19 protein-coding genes and 2 pseudogenes are annotated in these 20,541 nt (G+C 36.1%); 11 read left to right on the plus strand and 10 right to left on the minus strand.

Features of this window, described 5'->3' with window-relative positions:
• Positions 1–137: 137 nt before the first annotated feature.
• Positions 138–1,598, minus strand: coding sequence for a TrkH family potassium uptake protein (locus tag OPR49_RS03540; protein WP_265027470.1), 1,461 nt, complete (start codon positions 1,596–1,598; stop codon positions 138–140).
• A gap of 141 nt (positions 1,599–1,739) precedes the next feature.
• Here OPR49_RS03540 and OPR49_RS03545 point away from each other — a divergent pair, with 141 nt between their 5' ends.
• Together OPR49_RS03545 and OPR49_RS03550 are read left to right on the plus strand one after the other, a co-directional pair.
• The gene (locus OPR49_RS03545; RefSeq protein ID WP_265027471.1) at positions 1,740–2,213 is read left to right on the plus strand and encodes a hypothetical protein; all 474 of its coding nucleotides are present in this window, start codon (positions 1,740–1,742) and stop codon (positions 2,211–2,213) included.
• Between the two features lie 72 nt (positions 2,214–2,285).
• Positions 2,286–2,906, plus strand: a complete 621-nt coding sequence (locus tag OPR49_RS03550) for a hypothetical protein (protein WP_265027472.1) — start codon at positions 2,286–2,288, stop codon at positions 2,904–2,906.
• A 307-nt stretch (positions 2,907–3,213) separates the two neighbouring features.
• Here the strand turns inward: OPR49_RS03550 and OPR49_RS03555 are convergent, their stop codons facing one another.
• Positions 3,214–4,230 carry a substrate-binding domain-containing protein gene (locus tag OPR49_RS03555; protein WP_265027473.1) on the minus strand — a complete coding sequence of 339 codons (1,017 nt, stop codon included), beginning with the start codon at positions 4,228–4,230 and terminating at the stop codon, positions 3,214–3,216.
• 115 nt (positions 4,231–4,345) lie between these two features.
• Here OPR49_RS03555 and OPR49_RS03560 point away from each other — a divergent pair, with 115 nt between their 5' ends.
• From OPR49_RS03560 to OPR49_RS03585, 5 genes are all read left to right on the plus strand, one after another.
• Entirely contained in the window at positions 4,346–4,585 is a 240-nt protein-coding gene (locus OPR49_RS03560; protein ID WP_265027474.1) for a hypothetical protein, read from the plus strand.
• Between the two features lie 89 nt (positions 4,586–4,674).
• On the plus strand, positions 4,675–5,232 hold the full coding sequence (dcd, locus tag OPR49_RS03565; protein WP_265027475.1) for a dCTP deaminase: 558 nt from the start codon (positions 4,675–4,677) through the stop codon (positions 5,230–5,232).
• A 425-nt stretch (positions 5,233–5,657) separates the two neighbouring features.
• Positions 5,658–8,864: a glycoside hydrolase/phage tail family protein gene (locus OPR49_RS03570; protein ID WP_265027476.1), complete on the plus strand. Its 3,207-nt coding sequence runs from the start codon at positions 5,658–5,660 to the stop codon at positions 8,862–8,864.
• A 383-nt stretch (positions 8,865–9,247) separates the two neighbouring features.
• Positions 9,248–10,450 (plus strand): multidrug effflux MFS transporter, encoded by a 1,203-nt coding sequence (locus OPR49_RS03580; protein WP_458694420.1) that lies wholly within the window; start codon positions 9,248–9,250, stop codon positions 10,448–10,450.
• A 132-nt stretch (positions 10,451–10,582) separates the two neighbouring features.
• Complete coding sequence (locus OPR49_RS03585; RefSeq protein WP_265027477.1) at positions 10,583–11,767, plus strand: ankyrin repeat domain-containing protein; 1,185 nt, start codon at positions 10,583–10,585, stop codon at positions 11,765–11,767.
• Here OPR49_RS03585 and OPR49_RS03590 read toward each other — a convergent pair.
• From OPR49_RS03590 to OPR49_RS03600, 3 genes and pseudogenes are all read right to left on the minus strand, one after another.
• Positions 11,708–12,914: pseudogene (locus OPR49_RS03590) on the minus strand (IS256 family transposase). The gene OPR49_RS03585 and the pseudogene OPR49_RS03590 sit on opposite strands and share 60 nt — an antisense overlap.
• Positions 12,915–12,946: 32 nt before the next feature.
• Positions 12,947–13,171: a transposase gene (locus OPR49_RS03595; protein ID WP_265027478.1), complete on the minus strand. Its 225-nt coding sequence runs from the start codon at positions 13,169–13,171 to the stop codon at positions 12,947–12,949.
• A gap of 167 nt (positions 13,172–13,338) precedes the next feature.
• Positions 13,339–13,686 (minus strand): IS630 transposase-related protein, encoded by a 348-nt coding sequence (locus OPR49_RS03600; RefSeq protein ID WP_022626382.1) that lies wholly within the window; start codon positions 13,684–13,686, stop codon positions 13,339–13,341.
• A 240-nt stretch (positions 13,687–13,926) separates the two neighbouring features.
• On the opposite strand from OPR49_RS03600, the gene OPR49_RS03605 reads away from it, so the two are divergent.
• The 4 genes and pseudogenes from OPR49_RS03605 to OPR49_RS03620 all read left to right on the plus strand — a co-directional run bounded on the left by OPR49_RS03605 (position 13,927) and on the right by OPR49_RS03620 (position 17,297).
• Positions 13,927–14,127, plus strand: coding sequence for a hypothetical protein (locus OPR49_RS03605; RefSeq protein WP_182319059.1), 201 nt, complete (start codon positions 13,927–13,929; stop codon positions 14,125–14,127).
• The gene (locus OPR49_RS03610; protein ID WP_265027479.1) at positions 14,091–14,570 is read left to right on the plus strand and encodes a hypothetical protein; all 480 of its coding nucleotides are present in this window, start codon (positions 14,091–14,093) and stop codon (positions 14,568–14,570) included. Before OPR49_RS03605 ends, OPR49_RS03610 begins: the two co-directional genes overlap by 37 nt.
• Positions 14,571–14,674: 104 nt before the next feature.
• Positions 14,675–16,006, plus strand: a complete 1,332-nt coding sequence (locus OPR49_RS03615) for a DNA recombination protein RmuC (RefSeq protein ID WP_265027480.1) — start codon at positions 14,675–14,677, stop codon at positions 16,004–16,006.
• 84 nt (positions 16,007–16,090) lie between these two features.
• Positions 16,091–17,297 (plus strand): annotated as a pseudogene (locus OPR49_RS03620) (IS256 family transposase).
• Between the two features lie 235 nt (positions 17,298–17,532).
• Here the strand turns inward: OPR49_RS03620 and OPR49_RS03625 are convergent.
• From OPR49_RS03625 to OPR49_RS03645, 5 genes are all read right to left on the minus strand, one after another.
• Positions 17,533–17,739, minus strand: coding sequence for a reverse transcriptase domain-containing protein (locus OPR49_RS03625; RefSeq protein WP_265027481.1), 207 nt, complete (start codon positions 17,737–17,739; stop codon positions 17,533–17,535).
• Positions 17,708–18,055, minus strand: a complete 348-nt coding sequence (locus OPR49_RS03630; RefSeq protein WP_259348804.1) for a reverse transcriptase family protein — start codon at positions 18,053–18,055, stop codon at positions 17,708–17,710. The genes OPR49_RS03625 and OPR49_RS03630 overlap by 32 nt, the downstream gene beginning before the upstream one ends.
• Positions 18,056–18,681: 626 nt before the next feature.
• Positions 18,682–19,440, minus strand: a complete 759-nt coding sequence (gene pstB / locus OPR49_RS03635; RefSeq protein ID WP_065094809.1) for a phosphate ABC transporter ATP-binding protein PstB — start codon at positions 19,438–19,440, stop codon at positions 18,682–18,684.
• Positions 19,437–20,222: a 4-hydroxy-tetrahydrodipicolinate reductase gene (gene dapB / locus OPR49_RS03640; RefSeq protein WP_010962542.1), complete on the minus strand. Its 786-nt coding sequence runs from the start codon at positions 20,220–20,222 to the stop codon at positions 19,437–19,439. The genes pstB and dapB overlap by 4 nt, the downstream gene beginning before the upstream one ends.
• 154 nt (positions 20,223–20,376) lie before the next feature.
• A complete protein-coding gene (locus OPR49_RS03645) occupies positions 20,377–20,532 on the minus strand; it encodes a hypothetical protein (protein ID WP_264705100.1) in 156 nt (51 codons plus the stop codon).
• Positions 20,533–20,541 lie beyond the last annotated feature (9 nt).

Below are 20,541 nucleotides of genomic sequence, written 5' to 3' on the forward strand. Positions count from 1 at the left end.
TATGTGCCATATTGCAATGTTTGTACAGTTGTAGATTTATTCGCGGTATAGATATCGCTAACGAGTAGCGGAATGACGGTTTTTCAAATTGTCGTAAGTCAGTTTAGCTATAATATCAAATTTCACAACTTCACCAACTATTTCTTTCTATTAAATAAGAATAAATTGCCTATACAAAAATAGATTGGCAATATTTCAAGTCTGCCAAGCAGCATTAAAAACGATAGAAATAATTTTACTTCATTACTGAAAGAGGAATAATTACCCGAAGGACCTATTAAATTACTAAATCCCGGGCCAGAGTTTGTAAGCGTTGCAGAGACTGAGCTGATGCTAGTTATAAAGTCTGCATTGCTTAAGTAAGACATCACTATTGATGAAATGGTAAACGTTAACATGAAAATTGCAAAAAATATAAAGACAGAATGAACTTCATCATTCTCCAGGGTTTTTCCATTGAATTTTACTCCATTGTCTGCGTCAGGGTTTAATAAAAGGTAAAAGTAATTTCTTATAGACCTTAAAAGAACAATCAAGCGGAAGATTTTGACACCACCACTTGAAGAACCACTACATCCACCAACAAAGGTTAGAAAAAAAGCTAAGACTGAAATGAAGCTCCAATCTATATGATTACAGATTGCATAACCAGTTGACGTAATCAATGAAGTGATGGTAAATGTGCTGCATCTAAATGATAATGACACTCCTAAATCAACATTTTGATACAACCAAAAACAAGCAAATAAAGATGAAACAATAGCTATCTTAACAAAGTAAGAGACTTGCTCATCATAGCAAATGTCTAACCGTCTTATAATTTTTAAATAGCTAAGAAAAGGCAGAGAACCCAAAATCATAAAAATGATCGTTATGGCTTCTAGTATGGGATTATTATAGTGCCCTATAGAATCATTATAGTTAGCAAATCCACCAGTTGATACAGCAGACATTCCGTGACATATTGCATCAAATAGTGGCATACCAGCTAGATAATAGGAAAATATGCATAACAAAATTAAGCCATAATATATTGCCGTAACATGAATTACTACGCTTCGCGTGTTCGGCAACTTCCTTTTGGTAGCATCTGAATATTCAGAATAAAGTAAATTATTTAGGCTGAGAACCTTAAACATAGGAAACACTGCAATTCCTATAGTTATTACACCAAAACCCCCCATGCCGTGTAGCATTGCTCTCCACAGCAATATTCCTGGAGATTGTTTTTCAATATCATTAAATATAGTTGCTCCTGTGGTTGTGATGCCAGATATCGTTTCAAACAATGCATCAACATAGCTCAGATTATCAAAATAGAAAGGAATAGCTGCAAACAGAGACAAGGCAATCCAGGTGCAACTAGTAATCGCAAAAATTGCTGGCATTCCATGCAATCTACTTAATTTACCGAGTAAAATAAAAATTGCGCCAGATGTGCAGGTAATTATGAATCCAGCGAGGAAATTTTTCCATTTGTAGCTGAGACATTTATTAGTAATAGCAGGAATAAGCATTGCTAAGCTAAACAGCAATAGGAATATTCCCACAATAAATGCAATTGAACGTAAAGTTTGTAAACGTTGATGATTTTTCATAGAGTTACTTCCTCGCTATACAAAGCCATAAAAGCTACTCTAACGTCAAGCACTTTGTTGGCCTTTATTAACAGTTATTAACAATATACTTGATTTACTTGTAAATATGTGTGATAATTAAATTTTTATTAGAGGTAAGATATGGTTGAATTAACTGATGCACAAGAAAAAATTCTAGGTTCATTAAGACAGGCAGTCAGGAATGACAATTTTCAAGAAGTCCAGAACGTACTCGACAATAAGGAACATAATGATATACAAGCAGTTTTGAGCCACGAGGGGACTCTGACTAGTGACAAAGGTACCATTTTAAATGATGTTATTGACTGTTCTAATGCTAGCGTTAGCACTAAAGTAGAGATCATTGAACTAATTTGGAAGGAAGCTGATCAAAAAACTCGTGATTTTTTGTGTTGTTGTACAATAGATAATTTTCGAAGATTTGGCAGTTATAACATACCTGCTCTTAAAACAGTTATTCAAGAAATGGAAGAGCACAAGAGGGTAATGGGTCTTAATTCCAACTTACAAGAAGCAATAGAAAACCTTGATATTGATCAAGTTGAAGCAACATTAGAGAATTGTGGTGAAGATGTAGAAAGGGTTTTAGAGTGAGAGGTATATTGGAGTAGTGGAAGAGTAGATGCCTTTTTAGTTTGTCCTCTGAAAGTTAAATATAGTAAAAAATTGAACCAAGAAGATGTGAAAAATATAAAAGAAATCTTTGAATTAATGTTTAATGCTGCTTCTCCACAGCTCCTTGGGTTCGAGCTCAATGGAAATAACTATGTAATGGATAAACTTACATGTGCACAAAAACGTTTTGCTAAAATACCTGGAGTAGGTGAGCAATGCTTTCAAGATTTGATTCAAGAATTTGAGGAAAAACTTAGTAAAAATGAACTAGATAATGCCAAGACTGATGATCAGATAGCATGGGATAAAGAGTATGCGACTCGATTTTCACAAGAAATCAATCATGATTTGTTTGAGAATGATGAATTTAATGCTTTTATGGATGACACTGATCTAGGTCAAGACACCGAAAACTCTGCACTGACTGCAGACAACAAAACCCCAGAAAAGAACGAAACAACCTTCTGGAGTGAACACAAAGGGAAGATTTCTCTAGGTGTTGGTGGACTATGCGCAGTTGGTGCTATTGCAGCCTATGTGTTGGCGTATCCTGCAGTTGCATTAGCTTTAACAGTTTTGGCAGCAGTTATATTAATGGGTGCTGGTATTGCTAAGGTTTTAGAAAATTCAAGTGTAGAAAAACCGTTTACACAACAACAAGAAGTACACTAGGAGGGTGTCATCCCAGTGCTTGACACTGGGATCCAGGAATTTTATTAAGTTGGTAAGCATAAAAGTAGCCGTTTTATGTTAAAATACAACGTTTTAATGATTATGAAAAGGCTGGATTCCAGTGTCAAGCACTGGAATGACAAGAAGAGGGTACTTGGATGACAGGAGAAGGAGGCACTGGCTCTTGGATGGGAAGCTGGATTCCAGGCTGGAATGACACCTCTCTTAGTAAAAATTACTTTTATATCATAACGTTCGTACAGTTGTGCGCACCGCTAGAACAGAGAATATAAAAAAAGCGTTGCCGTCACGTTATATCATAAACCTTTGCTGAAGCTTTCTTTATATCTTCACTTGAAAGTGGAATTAGACCAAGCCTAGATAGGTACCCATCTTCAATGCCGATCGAATCTATAATTTCTTTTATGAATTCTCTTAATCCATCAACAGTATCCAGGTGTTCTTTCTTTATGTAAAGGTATAGAGGTCTTGCTAATATATATTTTCCCGATGATATATTTTCGTAAGTTGGCTCAATTCCTGCAATTGTGCTCCCTTGTATTTTATCTTGATTCCTCATTAAAAAGCTAAAACTAAATATCCCTAAGGCATTCTTGTTACTTTTCAATTTTTGTATTATTATGTTTTCATTAATTCCAACTTCTATATACCTTCCGTCATCCCTTATATTACCACATGCTTTCTTTCTTTCTTCCTGATCTTTGTAATTCTCTTTGAAAATTCTTGAGTTCATGCATGAATATTGATCAAGCATAATAGAATTAACCAAAGTTTCGTATGTGCCTGTATTTTGATGTGGACCATAAATTTCAATTTCTGTTTTTGGTAAGGCTTGATTTACATCAGACCAAAACTTCTTATTATTTTTTACTAATTTATCATTTTCTTGAGAATATGCAGATAAAGTTTCAAATAAGTCCTTCTTTGTGAAATCAAATCTATGGCTTTGATTTGAATTTGCAATGACAACTCCATCATAGCCAATGATGATTTCTATCACTTCATTAATTTTATTCCTTTTACATAGTTCTCTTTCTACTTCCTTCATAGGGCGAGATGAAGTGGTGATGTCTGGAGTGTCTTCCCCTATTCCTGAGCAAAACATTTTGAACCCTGATCCACTTCCTATTGATTCCACAACTGGAGTCTTAAAAGGGAATATACGATTGAACTCCTCGGCTATAAACGAGATAAAAGGAAAAACAGTTGAAGATCCAACAATTCTGATGTATTTCCTGGCATCAGCATTTGATAGCGGCGTGAATAATACGAATACAAAAATCAGGAGAAAGTTTCTAAGCATTATTTTTAGTTAAGAACATAAATCTAATTATTGTAACAAAAAATCAAACTGAAAAGCTTTAATTTTCTCTTGTGATTGACCTATAGCTAATCCAATTGACCGCTATTTCAATTGCATGAACATTGTAACAATGGTGTCTGCAAGCAGCTTACTCTACGAACATTGTGATTTGAGAGCAATTTTCACTAGGAGGATGTCATCCCAGTGCCCAGACACTGGGATCCAGTTCTTATTACCTGGTAAGTTTTCTGGATTCCAGACTGGAATGACATCATTTACCATGTACAATTTGTTAGTTAATAATCCATTGTCATCCCAGCGCCATGCGCATAACTGTACGAACATTGTGATTTGATACAAGCTACTTGCATGACAAAAGCTACAGTTTACATTTAAATTTTATTTTATATTATTGTAAGTATTACACAACTTTAAGGGGCAATTATGGCAGTTATGCCAGATAAATGGATAAGAGAAAAAGCTGAAAACTTTGGAATGATAAAGCCTTTTGTGAATCACAAAAGTAGCAAAGGTGTCATATCTTTCGGACTATCATCTTATGGTTACGACGCAAGAGTGGATAATAAATTTAAAATTTTTACTAACGTTAATTCAGCCATCGTGGACCCTAAAAATTTCTCTGAGAATAGTTTTATAGATAAAGAAACAGACGTATGCATAATTCCACCAAATAGCTTTGTGCTTGCAAGTACAGTGGAATATTTTCGTATACCAAGGAATGTACTGGTCATTTGTGTTGGTAAATCAACTTACGCAAGATGTGGAATTATAGTAAACGTTACTCCCTTAGAACCTGGATGGGAAGGTCATGTCACACTCGAATTCTCAAACACCACTCCACTTCCTGCAAAAATTTACGCTAATGAAGGCGCATGCCAATTCGTATTCTTAAGCGGCGAAAGTGAGTGTGAGAGATCATATGATGATATGAAAGGAAAATATATGAATCAGCATGGTATCACTTTGCCACTGGTGAAGTGATTGCCATGAGAGTGGTAATTTTTCACTTCCGCACTTTTTCATTGTTGCTTACAATAATTATAGCTACACGATTTACTCATGTGCTTTTCTTAATTAAAAACTTCAATTATTAATTGTAAGTTACTGAATTTCTTATCATAGCATCTGTCATCCAAGTAGCCCCTTTCTTGTCATCCCAGTGCCTTGACTACTTGGATCCAGCTTTCTATGTGACCTCATCAAAAATGTTTATTTTTCAGCCATTTTTATACTTATCAACTCAGTGTGCTTGCTTACAATTAAAATTCCTGGATCCCAGTGTCAAGCACTGGGATGACAAAGGAGGAAGCACTGGGATGACAAGGTTATAGGTGTCATCCAAGTAGCGTGACACTTGGATCTTTTCTCAATAATTTCAAAAAAATCTATCAAAAAGGAGGATTATCATGTCCACAATAATTTTATCATCAATTTTTGGTCAAGCAGGCAGCATTTTTGGGCCAATTGGCCGGATTATCGGCTCAGAACTCGGTGCTCTTCTTGGTGCACAGCTAGATAGCGCAATGTTTGGTCTTGATGCTGAGCAAAAAGTAACGCATGGGGCAAGGCTAAAAAACCTGCAAGTTCAAACTTCAACCTATGGCAGAACGATCCCAATTATCTATGGCACTGCTCGTGTTGCAGGGAATATTATTTGGGCACAGCCAATAAAAGAAGAGGCGATAACCACCAAAAGTAAAATTGGAAGAGGTATGAACGTTACATATAACTACTATGCAACGCTTGCAATTGCGATCTGCAAGGGGAAAGTAGAAAAATTAAACAGAATCTGGGCAGATACAACATCACTTAGCTTTGATGAAATAGATTATACTTTTTACAGCGGCAGAGAAGACCAAAATCCTGATCCATTCATATCATCAATTGAAGGTGAGAAGAATGTACCAGCTTATAGGGGAATATCTTACATAGTTAACAAGAATTTTCCTTTAGCAGACTATAACAATCGCGTCCCGATATTTACATTTGAAGTGCGAACTGCATTAAAACCCAGTGGATTTTCAATAGCAGAAAATATTCGGAATATCAATATAATACCAGGCTCAGGAGAGTTTGTATATGATACAAAAATACAGAAGAAAATCGCGCAAGAGAAAATAAGCAGCAACCAATATATCCCGTATGGACTGGCGCAAAGGGTAAATCACAACAACCACACTAAAAAGAGCGATGCAGTGCTTTCTTTGGATCAATTAAAGGGAGATTTACCAAATGTTGAGTGGGTATCGGTAGTAGTCAATTGGTTTGTGAATGATCTGAACATTAAAGATTGTAAAATATATCCTGCAGTTGAATTTCAAGATGATTCCGCAATATTACCTGATGATTGGCAAGTAGGGGGTGTAACCAGAGATAATGCTCAGCTAATTTCAAAAGATGCGAGTGGAAACCCAAGGTATGGTGGCACAGTTAGTGATGCAGCGTTGATAAGATATATAGAAGAGTTACGCAGCAGAGGCTACAAGGTGATGCTCTATCTAATGCCCTTGCTTGACACAAAGAACAAAGAGTGGCGAGGAAAATTGAGCGGGACTCCTGGGGATATAAGTGATTTTTTTGAGAATCAATATAACAAATTTATAGAGCATTATGCAAGCATTGCCAAACAAACTAAAGTGGAAGGGTTTATCATCGGTTCTGAACTTGTGCGGCTTACCAAAATTAGAGATGAACAAGGTAATTACCCTGCCGTTATAGAGCTAGTTAAGCTTGCAAAGCGAATAAAACTTCAGCTTGGAAAAGAAGTAACGGTAACTTACGCTGCTGATTGGAGTGAATACCATTCATATGATGGTTGGTATAATATGGATGAACTGTGGTCTTCAGAGTACATCGACGCTGTTGGCATAGATGCTTATTTTCCACTGACTGATGGTCCAGAGCCTCCTTTTGGCTATTCTGCGGAAGATGTAATGGGTGGTTGGAGCAGTGGAGTGGGGTATGATTATTTCTATGATTACTCAAAGGGTGAGCCTGAAAGAGTAAAGTATAACGACAGCAGGTATGCGTGGAAAAACATAGCAAAATGGTGGAGTGAAACTCACATAAATCCAGGTGGTAGTAAAACGAAATGGCAACCAAAAATGAAAAAAATATGGTTTACTGAGTATGGATTTCCCAGTATGAACGGCTGCACTAATGAGCCAAATGTGTTTGTTGATAAAGGCAGCATAGAGAGCAAATATCCACGATATTCAAACGGAGAGGTGAGCTTTCTTTCGCAAAAAATTGCAATTGAAGGAACGCTAAAGAAGTGGCAAAGCTCGGAAATGGTAGAAAAAATGTTTCTCTGGGCGTGGGATGCAAGGCCATTTCCTTATTTCCCCAATTTGTGTGATATGTGGACTGACTGCCATAATTGGCAGACAGGACATTGGATTCAGGGAAAGCTTTCACAGCTTAATATTTCCGATGTTTTATCGGATCTATTACAAAAAACAGGTTTAAAAAGCGATCAGTTTGATACAAGCAACGTCAAAGGGTTGTTGTCTGGGTATGTGATAAACGACCAGCAACCCGTACGTTCAATTATTAAAATGCTGCAAAGTTGCTATTTTTTTGATGTGGTTGAACAGGACTCTAAACTGAAATTTGTCCAAAAGGGCAGGGGAGTTACAACTGTAATGCCAATTGGTGAAACGGTTTTCAGTAACAATTCAAAACTTGCTAATATCAGTCAATTAGATTTAAACAATAAAGTTAACATCGTTTACTTTAACCGCAATTTTGGCTATCCAATTGATGTTAAATACGCTGAGTTGCCAAAGCAAGGCACTGCTATAACAGTTGAAATACCGCTCATTATGGAGGAGGGAGAGGCGCAAAATATCGCTGAGGTTTTACTTTATTCTTCGTGGCAAGAGAGAAATATATACAATTTCAAGCTACCGATAAAATATGCGTGGCTTGTGCCAAGTGATGTAATAACGATTTTAGACGGTGAGAAAAAGCATACGGTGAGAATTATAAAAACAAAATTTGAAAGCATGGCCATTCAAGTAAGTGGTGTTGGTTATGATCGCTCTATATACAAGCTCTCTTTTCCTTCAACAAGGTCACTTATGCTGAAGGAATACCCTCCTTCTCATATCAGCAAAACCATCGTAGAAATGATAGATTTACCGCATGTTAAAGGTAATATTGCAAGCTTTACTTTAATTGGTGAGGAAAGGAATTGGAAAGGAGCAACACTCTTTATTTCGTACAACGATAAGGATTATAAGCCTATCGCAAGCACAAATAAGCAGTCTACTTACGGATATGTAATGGAATTAACAAATGAGGGAATTACAGTAGTGTTGCGTTTTGGTAAGCTGCGAGGAATTATCGATTCAAATTCAGCATTAATCGGAAAAGAGATAGTGAAATTCCATAGTGCTGAACTAATAGATAAAAATAAATATAAGCTTAGCAACCTAATTAGAGGCCAAGAAGGCACTAAAGAATATGATCATGCCACAGGTGAAAAATTTGTTCTACTTGATGATTCAATAATTTCTTTTGAAGTGCAAAGGGGAAAAAAGTTTTACCTAAAAGCAGTGACTTACGGTGATTCATTGGATAACACGGAAGCGAAGGTCCTAAACAATTGATGCTCAATATTTAAAGCTTAAAGTGAATAATCAAAGATAAGATATTGAAATTCGTGCTTTTTATGATTTGAGCTTAAGATTCCAGTGTCAAAGCACATAACTGTACGAACATTGTGATTTGAATCCACTAGGAGGGTGTCATCTAAGTAGCTTCCTTCTCCTGTCATCCCAGTGCCCAGACACTGGGATCCAGAAAATTTAACTTTAAATAAGTGGCTGCATGCATAATAAAGACTAGATCCCAGTGTCTGGGCACTGCCCTACTGGATAGAGCCTTCACAGGCTTTTTCTCGAATAGCTACTCTTAATTTCAGTAGTTAAATTAATATACTAATGAAAAAAATATATTATAATTAAGTATATTTAATCCAGTAAATCATTAAGTGAAAACAGCTCTTTCGCAAAATATCATCTCTCTCATTATGATATTGTCTGTAGCAATTGTCGATATGGCAACTGACTTATACTCAGTTGCACTACCAAGCATTGCCAATTATTTTAAAGTAAAAGGTAGTGTAGTGCAGCTTACAATTAGCTTAAATCTAGTTGGATTTGCGGTATCTGGCTTAATTTATGGTCCATTATCGGACCATTATGGTAGGCGTCCAATGATGCTGATTGGTATGACAATTTTTACTTTGGCAAGTGTCATGTGTTATATAGCCGACAGCATTGCGCTCTTGATACTAATTCGCTTCATACAAGGAACAGGGGCTGGTGTTGCAGGTGTTGTTGGGTATGCAGCAATAAGGGATATGTACTCGGGTAGTGAATACTCGAGAGTAATTTCAAAATTAAATATGGTTGTGGCACTCTCACCTGGAATAGCTCCAGTGGTGGGCAGTTATATAATTTCACATGGTTATCATTGGAAATTTTTGTTTTTTATTATGTCACTCGCAGCAATTGCTATACTTATTTTTATCTACTTTAAGTTACAAGAAACACTCACTGTAAATAAAAATGAAACCAGTATAACTAACATAACTACTAATATCTTCAAGCAATATATATCAATATTTAGAAATTATCGTTTCCTTGGGTTTTCAGCCATTCATGGATTAACTTTCATGTGGCTTTGGGCATACATTGCTAACTACCCGTTCATATTTGAATCGATGGGCATTGAAGTACAGTATTTTGGCTACCTCATATCGATCATAGTCATATTTTACATAATTGGAACTTTAATTAATAGAAGGTATGTACCAAAAGTAGGGGTTAGCAAAATGCTAATAATAGGTTTGGTGTTACCGATAATATCCGATAGTTTATTGGTATATTTTTATTTCGCGGACAAGTTGAATATATTCATTCTTCAAGTCGCCTGGATTCCAGCCAATATAGGACTTGCATTAATAATAAGCAATAACGTAACTTCTGCTTTAGAAACGATCAAAGGTATAGGGCTTGGTAGTGCAGTCCTCTCATTCTGCAATATGATGTTTGGGGCTATTGGAATATATATAGTAGGAAAATTTTTTCGCTATGGTATTTTACCAAATTTACTATTAACAATAGCATGCTCTACAATTGCAATTCTTATGTATAGCCAGCTCAAATGTACTGAAAAACACAGGGAATAACCATTATTTGCGTGATCCAGAGCTCATGGGTTATTAATGACTTTATCATGATAATATAATTTTACAGGGGGTGGGAGCTCATAGATTATTAACGACTTTATCATAACAATATAGTTTTACAGGAGGTATGGGATGAGCAATTCAAACAGAGATATAAATGCTGAATTACGTAGGGCTGTTCTAGAAGGTAATATTGAGAAAGTAAAAAGTCTAATAAGTGAAGGAGCAGATGTTAATGCAACAAATGGGTTGAAAGAGACTTCTCTACATTGGGCTGCTAGAAGGGGCAATCAAAAGGTAGTAGAAGTTTTACTAAATCATGGGGCAAATGTTAATGCAGTAGATAGAAATGAAAATACTCCTTTACATCGGGCTGCTGAAGATGGCCATAAAGAAGTAGTAGAAGCCCTACTGAAAGTAAATGGGATCGATGTTAATGCACAAGATAAATATGAAGGTACTCCTTTACATTTTGCTGCTGCACATGGCCATAAAGAGGTAGTAGAAGCCCTATTGGACAAAGGGGCAAGTGTTAATATAACAGATCAAAATGGAAAGACTCCTTTACATTGGGCTGCTAAAAAGGGCCATCAAGAAGCAGTAAAAGATCTATTGGATAAAGGGGCAGATGTTAATGCAGAAGATGAAGAGGGAAACACTCCTTTAGATTTTGCCGTTAATCATCAAGACATAGAAACTCTATTACGAAACACAGCTGAATTACTTAAAGCTGCTAGAGGAGGTAATATTGATGCAGTAAACGATCTAATAAAGAAAGGAGCAAGTGTTAATGCAACAGATCAAGATGGAAAGACTCCTTTACATTGGGCTGCTGTAAAGGGCCATAAAGAGGTAGTAGAAGCCCTATTGGGAAAAGATGGAATCGATGTTAATTTAGCAGATAAGAATAAAGATACTCCTTTACATTCTGTTCTTAAAAAGGGCAACATAGATATAAATGTATTGAACGCTCTACTTAGAAAAGAGGGAATTGATGTTAATGCAGTAGATGTACATAACAACACTCCTTTGCATTTAGCTGTTAAAAAGGACAACATAGATATAAATGTATTGAACGCTCTACTGAAAGCAGAAGGAATCGATGTTAATATAAAAGATAAACTTAGAGAATGGACTCCTTTACACTGGGCTGTTTCAGAGAACAAGATAGACAAAGTGAAAGCGCTACTGGGAGCAGAAGGAATCGATGTTAATATAGAAGAGGGAATGTTCAAAAAAGTGTGTCAAAGCGCATTTTTAGTTCAACTCAATTTTCAATCTATCTGGAAAGAAAATATCAAGTTGAGACATAGTTAAAGCCCAATTAGGCAGAGCCATAGTCCATTTTTGCTCTACCTTCTTTATAGCACAATATACCTGTTTATACAAGCTGGTAAATGAGACCTTAGTTTTAGTAAATTTTCTAATCTGTCTATGCAGTCCCTCAATAGGATTGGTAGTATAAATTAGCCTCCTGACTGGGCCAGAATACTTGAAATAGCCGGATCCAATTATTCTGCCAGGATTTTATGACTAATGGATATTTTTCTCTCCATTTTTCTTCCAACTCAAGCAGATAATTTTCAGCTATTTCTCTACTTGAAGCCTGATATACTTTTTTTAAATCACTCATGAAAATCTTTACATCTTTGCTAGATACATATTTCAGAGAATTGCGTATCTGATGCACCACACATAGCTGTACCTCCGCATTAGGAAACACACTGTTTATGGCTGTAGGAAAGCTTTTTAGCCCATCAACACAGGCAATTAGAATATCTTCTACTCCTCTTTCTTTTAGATCATTTAGTACTCCCAACCAGAAGTTAGCTCCTTCACTTTCAGCCAAATAAAAACCTAATACTTCTTTTCTGCCATTTTGGTCTATGCCCAATATATTGTACATACATTTACTTACACAATGTCCGTCCTCTTTGACTTTAAAAAACCATGAACACTATCGGATATACAGATTGCAGCGGACGACTGCGCCATTCATTGATTACTGGTAGCAATTTATCAGTAATACTTGATATCTCTGCCGCCGATATTTTGTGATCATAAATTTCCTCAACATGTGACACTATATCTCTATAGCCCATACCACTGGCAAATGTGCTCAAAATCTTCGTTTCAAGCTCTGGTTTGTTTGCCTTTTTTTGACTATTTGGGGTTCAAAGCTTCCCTCCCTATCTCTGGGCGTCAAAAGCTCAAATGAACCTGCACTTGTCCGTAAAGTCTTTCCATTTCTCCCATTTCTTCGATTATTCTCTTCACTTTCAGCTAATAAGTGATTTTCTATTTCACCTTCCAAACTTGCCTCCAGCGGCTTTTTTATAAATGGTGTAAATGCTCCATCCCTTCCTGTCAACGGTTTTCCTTCTCGTATAGACGACAGGATATTTGTTTCTAATTCTTTATAATCTACCAATCCGGTAATTCTGTTTACTATTTTTTGACTCATTGTCAAACCTCCATTTTTTTTATATCAATTTATTACTTTTTTTTCGGTTTGACACACTTTTTTGAACATTCCCAATGACAGCCAAAAGACTCTATTAATGACTTTGTTTTGGGAGTTTTATGGAATGTAGCATTATCCATAACTATGGTTGTATCACGCTGTAATTGTGGAAGTAATCTTCGCTCTAACCATACATTAAATATATCTTTATTACACCCTCCTGTGAAGGTCATTGGTGCAATAAACTTCTCATCCACCTATTATACTCACTCTTTCCCGCTTTTTTCCTGGAACATCAGCATATATTTTTTCTCCTCTTGGAGCTCGTGCATATTCTCGGTATAGTCTATTATCAACTCCTGCTTCATCTATATATAAAATGCTACAGTGGTCTATTTTTGAGACTTTATCGATAAATTGCTGCCTATCTTCTTGATTGCGCTCTTGATAGAATGTGACTTTTTTTAAAGGTTATTTTTAGCTGTCTTAATCTATACCAAATTGCACTTATCCCAAAGCCAAGGTTTTGTTTCATTTCTGCTAGTGTGTGATCTGGGTGTTTTTTGACATATTCTTTGAGTATTTCTGGATCTATTTTTCGAATAAAACCAGTACTTTTTACCGCTTTGAGACCTTGGCCAGTAGCTTTCTTTTTTAGCCATCTATATAGTGTTGCTATCCCTATCTCAAAAACCTCTGCAACTTCAACCTTTGACTTTCCTTTTTCTACCAAAGACACTGCTTTTTCCCTTAAATCTACACTATATACCATTGCTTTCCCTACTTTAAAAAAACATATTATACCTTTATCATTCGCTTTTGAAAATACTATAGTTAGCGGGATCTATGCTGAGATACCGCGAATAAATCGCGGTATGACGTAGGAAAACCTTTCTTGGGTTAGCTATATAATGTGAGAAGTCTATTTTTTCTTTAAAGTAAAAAATAGTTGACATGTTATACTATTTATGAAATTATTAAGTTAATTTATTATTAATTTAAGGAGTAAAATATGTGGAAAAACATAAAAAAGTTTTTTAAGTGGATTGCTGATCACACAGGAATTTCGTGGATTGCAAGAAAAATTTCATCAGGGTGGAACAGCATTAAAAGCTGGTGGTCTGGTCAACCACATAAAAATGATTTAATTGAGCTAATAAAGGGTAAATCCAATGATTGGGGTATATTAAAGAAAATGGTAATAAGCAGTTGATACTGCATGTAAAGAAAGAGAATGTACAAGAAATTATGGATGTAAAAAATATTAATCATAAAGATCTATCAAAATATTATGTACGTGTCAGATGTGATAAAGGTATGTTCAAAATTGCTTACAGCGAACTTCCTATCATTAGCGATAATGTGATATCTTTTATAGTAAAGTCGGTAGAGGATGGTAAAACTTCGTCTAGTGAGTTAGAAGGCATGAAAAGGATGTTAGGTTTAAATAGTAAGCATATAGTTGGTACTATAACTCAGATATCTCAGAAACCTGAAGTTGCAAATTCTGCATCTAAAGTGCCTGTAAATGATAGCAAGGCACTAAGCTTGGAAGCTGCTAATACTGTTAATAACAATAGTAAACCTGATAAGCTGCTAGGGAATACATCTAAAGAACGACTTATGTTGTCAAAAATTATTATACCAACTCTCTAAAAGAGTACTTTCCCTTCAAAAGTGGCACCTCTTTAGGTGCTCCTTTTTTCTTTCTTATACACACAAAAATCATATAGAATTGTAAATACAGCTTTTTTATTCTGATGCTTTTCAATTCTATAGCTCTGGTTGTCTCTCTATTACTATTTTTCTACATTATCGTAAAAAAACTGAGCGAAAAGAAAGCAAACCTTGAGGGTAATTTATGTAAATTAGAGCAAGAACTTCAAGAAACAAAGCAAACTTTGCTTACGAAGAATGAAGAAATAGTTGATTTAAGGGTCAAAAGAGCAGAACTTGAAGTAACTCTGCAAAAAGAACGTGAGGAAAAGAAAAAGGAAATAGAATTACTAACAAAAGCAGAGGAGAGATTAACAAACACTTTTAAAGCGCTCTCTCTTGATGCCTTGCAAGTGAACAATAATAATTTTCTGAACTTAGCGAAGGAAGTCATTGATAACAAATTAAAAGAAACGGAAAGCGATTTCAAAAAAAGACAAGCAACGATCAACGAAGTTGTAACGCCAATAAAAGAAAAATTAGAAAAATTCGATAATGAAATACGCGAGCTAGAAAAAGAGAGGGTAGGGGCCTATGAAGGTTTAAAGGAGCAAATTGGAGCGCTGATGAACCAAACTTCCAGCCTTGCTAATGCCTTGAGAAAGCCTCACATCAGAGGAAAATGGGGTGAAATGCAGCTCAAAAGGGTGGTAGAAATGGCGGGAATGATTGAATATTGCGATTTTTTTACTCAGCCGTCAGTGGTTGATAAAAACGAGGATAATTTATTGCGTCCTGATTTAATAATCAAAATGCCATCTGGAAAGCAAATAATAATAGATGCTAAAGTGCCACTGGATTCTTACATGGATGCTATATCACAAAATGATTTGCAAATACAAAAGGAGAAATTAAAGAATCATTCCCTGGCAATAAAAAAACACATAAATGACTTGGGTAAAAAAGAGTACTGGAATCAATTTGAAAATACGCCAGAACTTGTGGTGCTTTTCTTAACAGGGGAGGGGGTTTTTAGCGCAGCACTGGAATATGAGCCTGCTTTGATAGAGATTGGAGTGGAAAAAAAAGTGATCATTGCAACACCGATCACTCTAATTGCGTTGCTGAGAGCAATAGCATATGGATGGAAGCAAGAGATGATAGCTGAAAACGCAAAGAAAATCAGTGAACTAGGTCATATTTTATATGAGCGCATTTGCACAATGGGTGAAAACTTTGATAATTTGCGCAGGAGCTTGAAAAGTGCTGTCGATCATTACAATAAAACTGCTGGTTCGCTTGAAGCAAGGGTGTTTCCTGCTGCTCGAGAATTCAATAAGCTTGGTATACATGCAAAAGATAAAAGTTTAAGTGCTGCAAAGGAATTAGAGTCTTTACCACGCAGTTTACATACTGAGGAGCTGAAAGTAGATTAGGAATCTTAACAGGGAATGTTCAAAAAAGTGTGTCAAACCGAAAAAAAAGTAATAAATTGATATAAAAAAAATGGAGGTTTGACAATGAGTCAAAAAATAGTAAACAGAATTACCGGATTGGTAGATTATAAAGAATTAGAAACAAATATCCTGTCGTCTATACGAGAAGGAAAACCGTTGACAGGAAGGGATGGAGCATTTACACCATTTATAAAAAAGCCGCTGGAGGCAAGTTTGGAAGGTGAAATAGAAAATCACTTATTAGCTGAAAGTGAAGAGAATAATCGAAGAAATGGGAGAAATGGAAAGACTTTACGGACAAGTGCAGGTTCATTTGAGCTTTTGACGCCCAGAGATAGGGAGGGAAGCTTTGAACCCCAAATAGTCAAAAAAAGGCAAACAAACCAGAGCTTGAAACGAAGATTTTGAGCACATTTGCCAGTGGTATGGGCTATAGAGATATAGTGTCACATGTTGAGGAAATTTATGATCACAAAATATCGGCGGCAGAGATATCAAGTATTACTGATAAATTGCTACCAGTAATCAATGAATGGCGCAGTCGTCCGCTGCAATCTGTATATCCGATAGTGTTCATGGTTTTTTAAAGTCAAAGAGGACGGACATTGTGTAAGTAAATGTATGTACAATATATTGGGCATAGACCAAAATGGCAGAAAAGAAGTATTAGGTTTTTATTTGGCTGAAAGTGAAGGAGCTAACTTCTGGTTGGGAGTACTAAATGATCTAAAAGAAAGAGGAGTAGAAGATATTCTAATTGCCTGTGTTGATGGGCTAAAAAGCTTTCCTACAGCCATAAACAGTGTGTTTCCTAATGCGGAGGTACAGCTATGTGTGGTGCATCAGATACGCAATTCTCTGAAATATGTATCTAGCAAAGATGTAAAGATTTTCATGAGTGATTTAAAAAAAGTATATCAGGCTTCAAGTAGAGAAATAGCTGAAAATTATCTGCTTGAGTTGGAAGAAAAATGGAGAGAAAAATATCCATTAGTCATAAAATCCTGGCAGAATAATTGGATCCGGCTATTTCAAGTATTCTGGCCCAGTCAGGAGGCTAATTTATACTACCAATCCTATTGAGGGACTGCATAGACAGATTAGAAAATTTACTAAAACTAAGGTCTCATTTACCAGCTTGTATAAACAGGTATATTGTGCTATAAAAAAGGCAGAGCAAAATTGGACTATGGCTTTGCCTAATTGGGCATTAACTATGTCTCAGCTCGACATTTTCTTTCCTAACAGATTGAAAATTGAGTTGAACTAAAAATGCGGTTTGACACAGTTTATTTAACACTCCCTACTGTTCCACAAATTGCAAAAATCCTCAACGTTACCACGCATTGGCTTTATGATAGAATCAATAATGGTCAAATTAAAATACGAAAAGATGATAGTAAAACCAGAGGTAAATATTTATTTAAAGATACACCAAAGACTGTTAGAATCCTTATGGATTTTAAACATGGTAAACTCAACAATCCAAATTTTTTATAGGAGTATCAATATGCATAATCAAAGCATCTCATCAGCCATTTATGTTGGATATTATCATAGAACTTCTTGATATCCACTTCTACAATGTAGTTAATTGGTTTGTGCATCACTGCTTTATCTAGTGCTTTGACCGCTTGATGACAGCTTCTACCAGCATACGAATTATCCAGAAAGTTTGCCTCATAAATATTTTCCAATATCTTCTTTAGCATCCAACTTATCTTCCGTTGATGGTATTCCGAGGCCGCGCTTTTCCTTGCTTCCAGTTTTGGGTATGTATACCCTTTTCACTGGTTGCGGTCGGTATTGCTTTCTCTTCATACTATCCACTAGCGTTTTAAGTTTCTCTTCTAGGTTTTCTCCATACGCCTCCATTGTCACTTGGTCTACACCGCACGCTTTGTTACGTTTTAGTTCCTTATAACACTCTGCAAGATTCTCCTCATTGATAAGGTGTATTAGCGATGTAAATTTTACCCGCTTATCTTGCTTCGCTCTTACCGCTATCTGGTTTAGTTTTTCTTGCATATTCCTCCAATCTCTGTTGTATCAGTATTGCAATCCCTATTCCAGTTGCTATATTGCTGACCGCTTCCCCTTGTATGTGGCTTTCCCACACTCTGAGTACTATCAATCAGTCCGACTTCCTTTGCATCTTCCGTTAGTCCTCGCCTTTGTTGACTGTTCCAGCGTACCTTAGTAGGAATACAAAGGATCTCCCAAGTTCATTTAGAATCCATTTCAATACATGACACGGCCTCCGATCCCGATAGAGTGAGTGATAACTTGCCTTATTGTTACCCTCCATGCTGCCTTCCATTTTATGGAAAATGTCGACCTCCATCACTTTATTTTTTATTTCGGGACTCAATACCTTCATTTTCATTGCACCCTATATTGTCCATTCCATTAGCTTTACTACGCTCGTTACCTCACGCAGCATAATGGTCTGTTCTAGGCTGTTGGCTAGACTTTGCCTAAGTTGGATTTTCACCAACTGTATTCTAAACGCTTACTTGGCGCACCCATAACAAAAATGCCTGAAAAACGTTAATAATTATACACTATTATTAATAATTATTCAATCATATTTTTAAGTATTACAATTTTTGAAGCTAATGGATTTAATCGCAAAGCCATAGGATGACAGAAATTTAATGATCCAGGATATACTCCTTTGTTAAGGGAGATTGAGCATTTTCGAATATTTCTTGAGTGCTTCCAGACTCAACAATTCTGCCATTATGAAAGAAAATTACACTATCAGATAACTTTTTAGCTTGCTTCATTGAATGAGTCACCATAATTATAGTAAATCTTAATTTCAGCTCTTGTATAAGATTTTCGATTGCATTGGTTGCCATTGGATCAAGAGCAGAGCACGGTTCATCCATTAATAAAATAGTTGGCTTCACTGCAATTGCGCGAGCGATGCATAGCCTCTGTTGTTGGCCACCGGATAAATTGAGTGCGCTATCTTGCAATCTGTCCTTCAATTCTTCCCATAAACCAACCTTGGTTAAACTATTTTCCACCATCTCATTCAATTTTTGCTTATCCTTCGCCATACCATGCAATTTTGGCCCATAAGCAACATTATCATATATTGATTTTGGAAAAGGATTTGGCTTTTGAAATACCATACCAACTTTTGCTCTAAGTAGTACAACATCCATATCGCGTGAATATATATCACCCAGCCCATCGATATCTAATTCACCAACAGTTTTGCAACCTGGTACATAGTCATTCATACGATTAAAACAACGCAAAAATGTTGATTTACCGCACCCGGATGGTCCGATAAAAGTAGTAACTTTTCTTTTATAAATATTCAAATTTATATCGAATAAAACTTGCTTAGAGCCGTACCAGAGATTTAAATCTTTAACAGAGGCACGTGTATTGCTCATATCACATCCTGCATTGAATAGAGCCCCGGAATTTCTCTTTTATTTTCGTATAGCCATACTGCTGCTTGAACAGCTCCTCTAGCAAATGTTGTGCGATCAATTGCTTTGTGGTTTAGTTCTATCCGTTCATCAGAATTAACAAACATCACGCTGTGATCTCCTATTACTCCACCTCCACGAGATACTGCAAAACCTATTCCCCCCTTTTTCCTTATGTTTGAACCACTATGTAAATATTGATTGGACTGAAAATCCACTTTTGAAGCGTTAGCAATTGTTTTGCCAAGTTCTATAGCTGTTCCAGATGGTGAATCCTTTTTTAAGTTATGATGCATTTCCCAAATCTCAACGTCATATTCATTACCTAAAAGCTCAGCAGCTTTTTTTACCAATTTCAGCAACACATTAACCCCAACACTCATATTTGCTGACCATAATATTGGAACTTCAGCAGCATATTCTTTCAAATCGACACCTTCTATTCCAGTTGTGCCACTAACCAGCGGTGTTTTAAATTTTACAGCTGCTTTAAGGCAGTCTAACATACATTCTTTAGTTGTAAAATCTATTACAACGTCAGATGACTCAAATATGCCACTAATAGAACTTGTAACTTTAATTCCTAGATTGGCTATAATTGGTCCAATATCTGAATCTATGTACTTACTGCCTGAACGGGCAACAGCACCTGCTATTTCCACTTTGGTATTTGTAATTAATTCATTGAGTATTTTTTTGCCCATTCTGCCTAAGCAGCCTATTACTCCAACTCTGATTTTCATAAAGCTTTTTACGTTTATTAAAAATGTTAGGCCTTTTTTTAAGCTCTGTCACTTCTGATCTATATTCTATAGCTGTACGAACACTGCAATTTGGGTCTACCAGATCCCAGTGCCTTGACCACAACTATTGCAATATGGTACATAGTGAACGATGTCATTCCAGTCTGGAATCTAGCCTTTCTGCAATCTCATCGAAAACGTTGTAACCACTTTCTATGCTAGTTTGCTTGCTTACAAGCAAACTTTTCTGGATCCCAGTGTCTGGGCACTGGGATGACAAGAATAGGGCACTGGGATCTAGTGGGCTCAAACTACAATG

The sequence above is a fragment of the Wolbachia endosymbiont (group A) of Bombylius major genome, from assembly GCF_947251895.1.
Classification (GTDB): domain Bacteria; phylum Pseudomonadota; class Alphaproteobacteria; order Rickettsiales; family Anaplasmataceae; genus Wolbachia; species Wolbachia pipientis.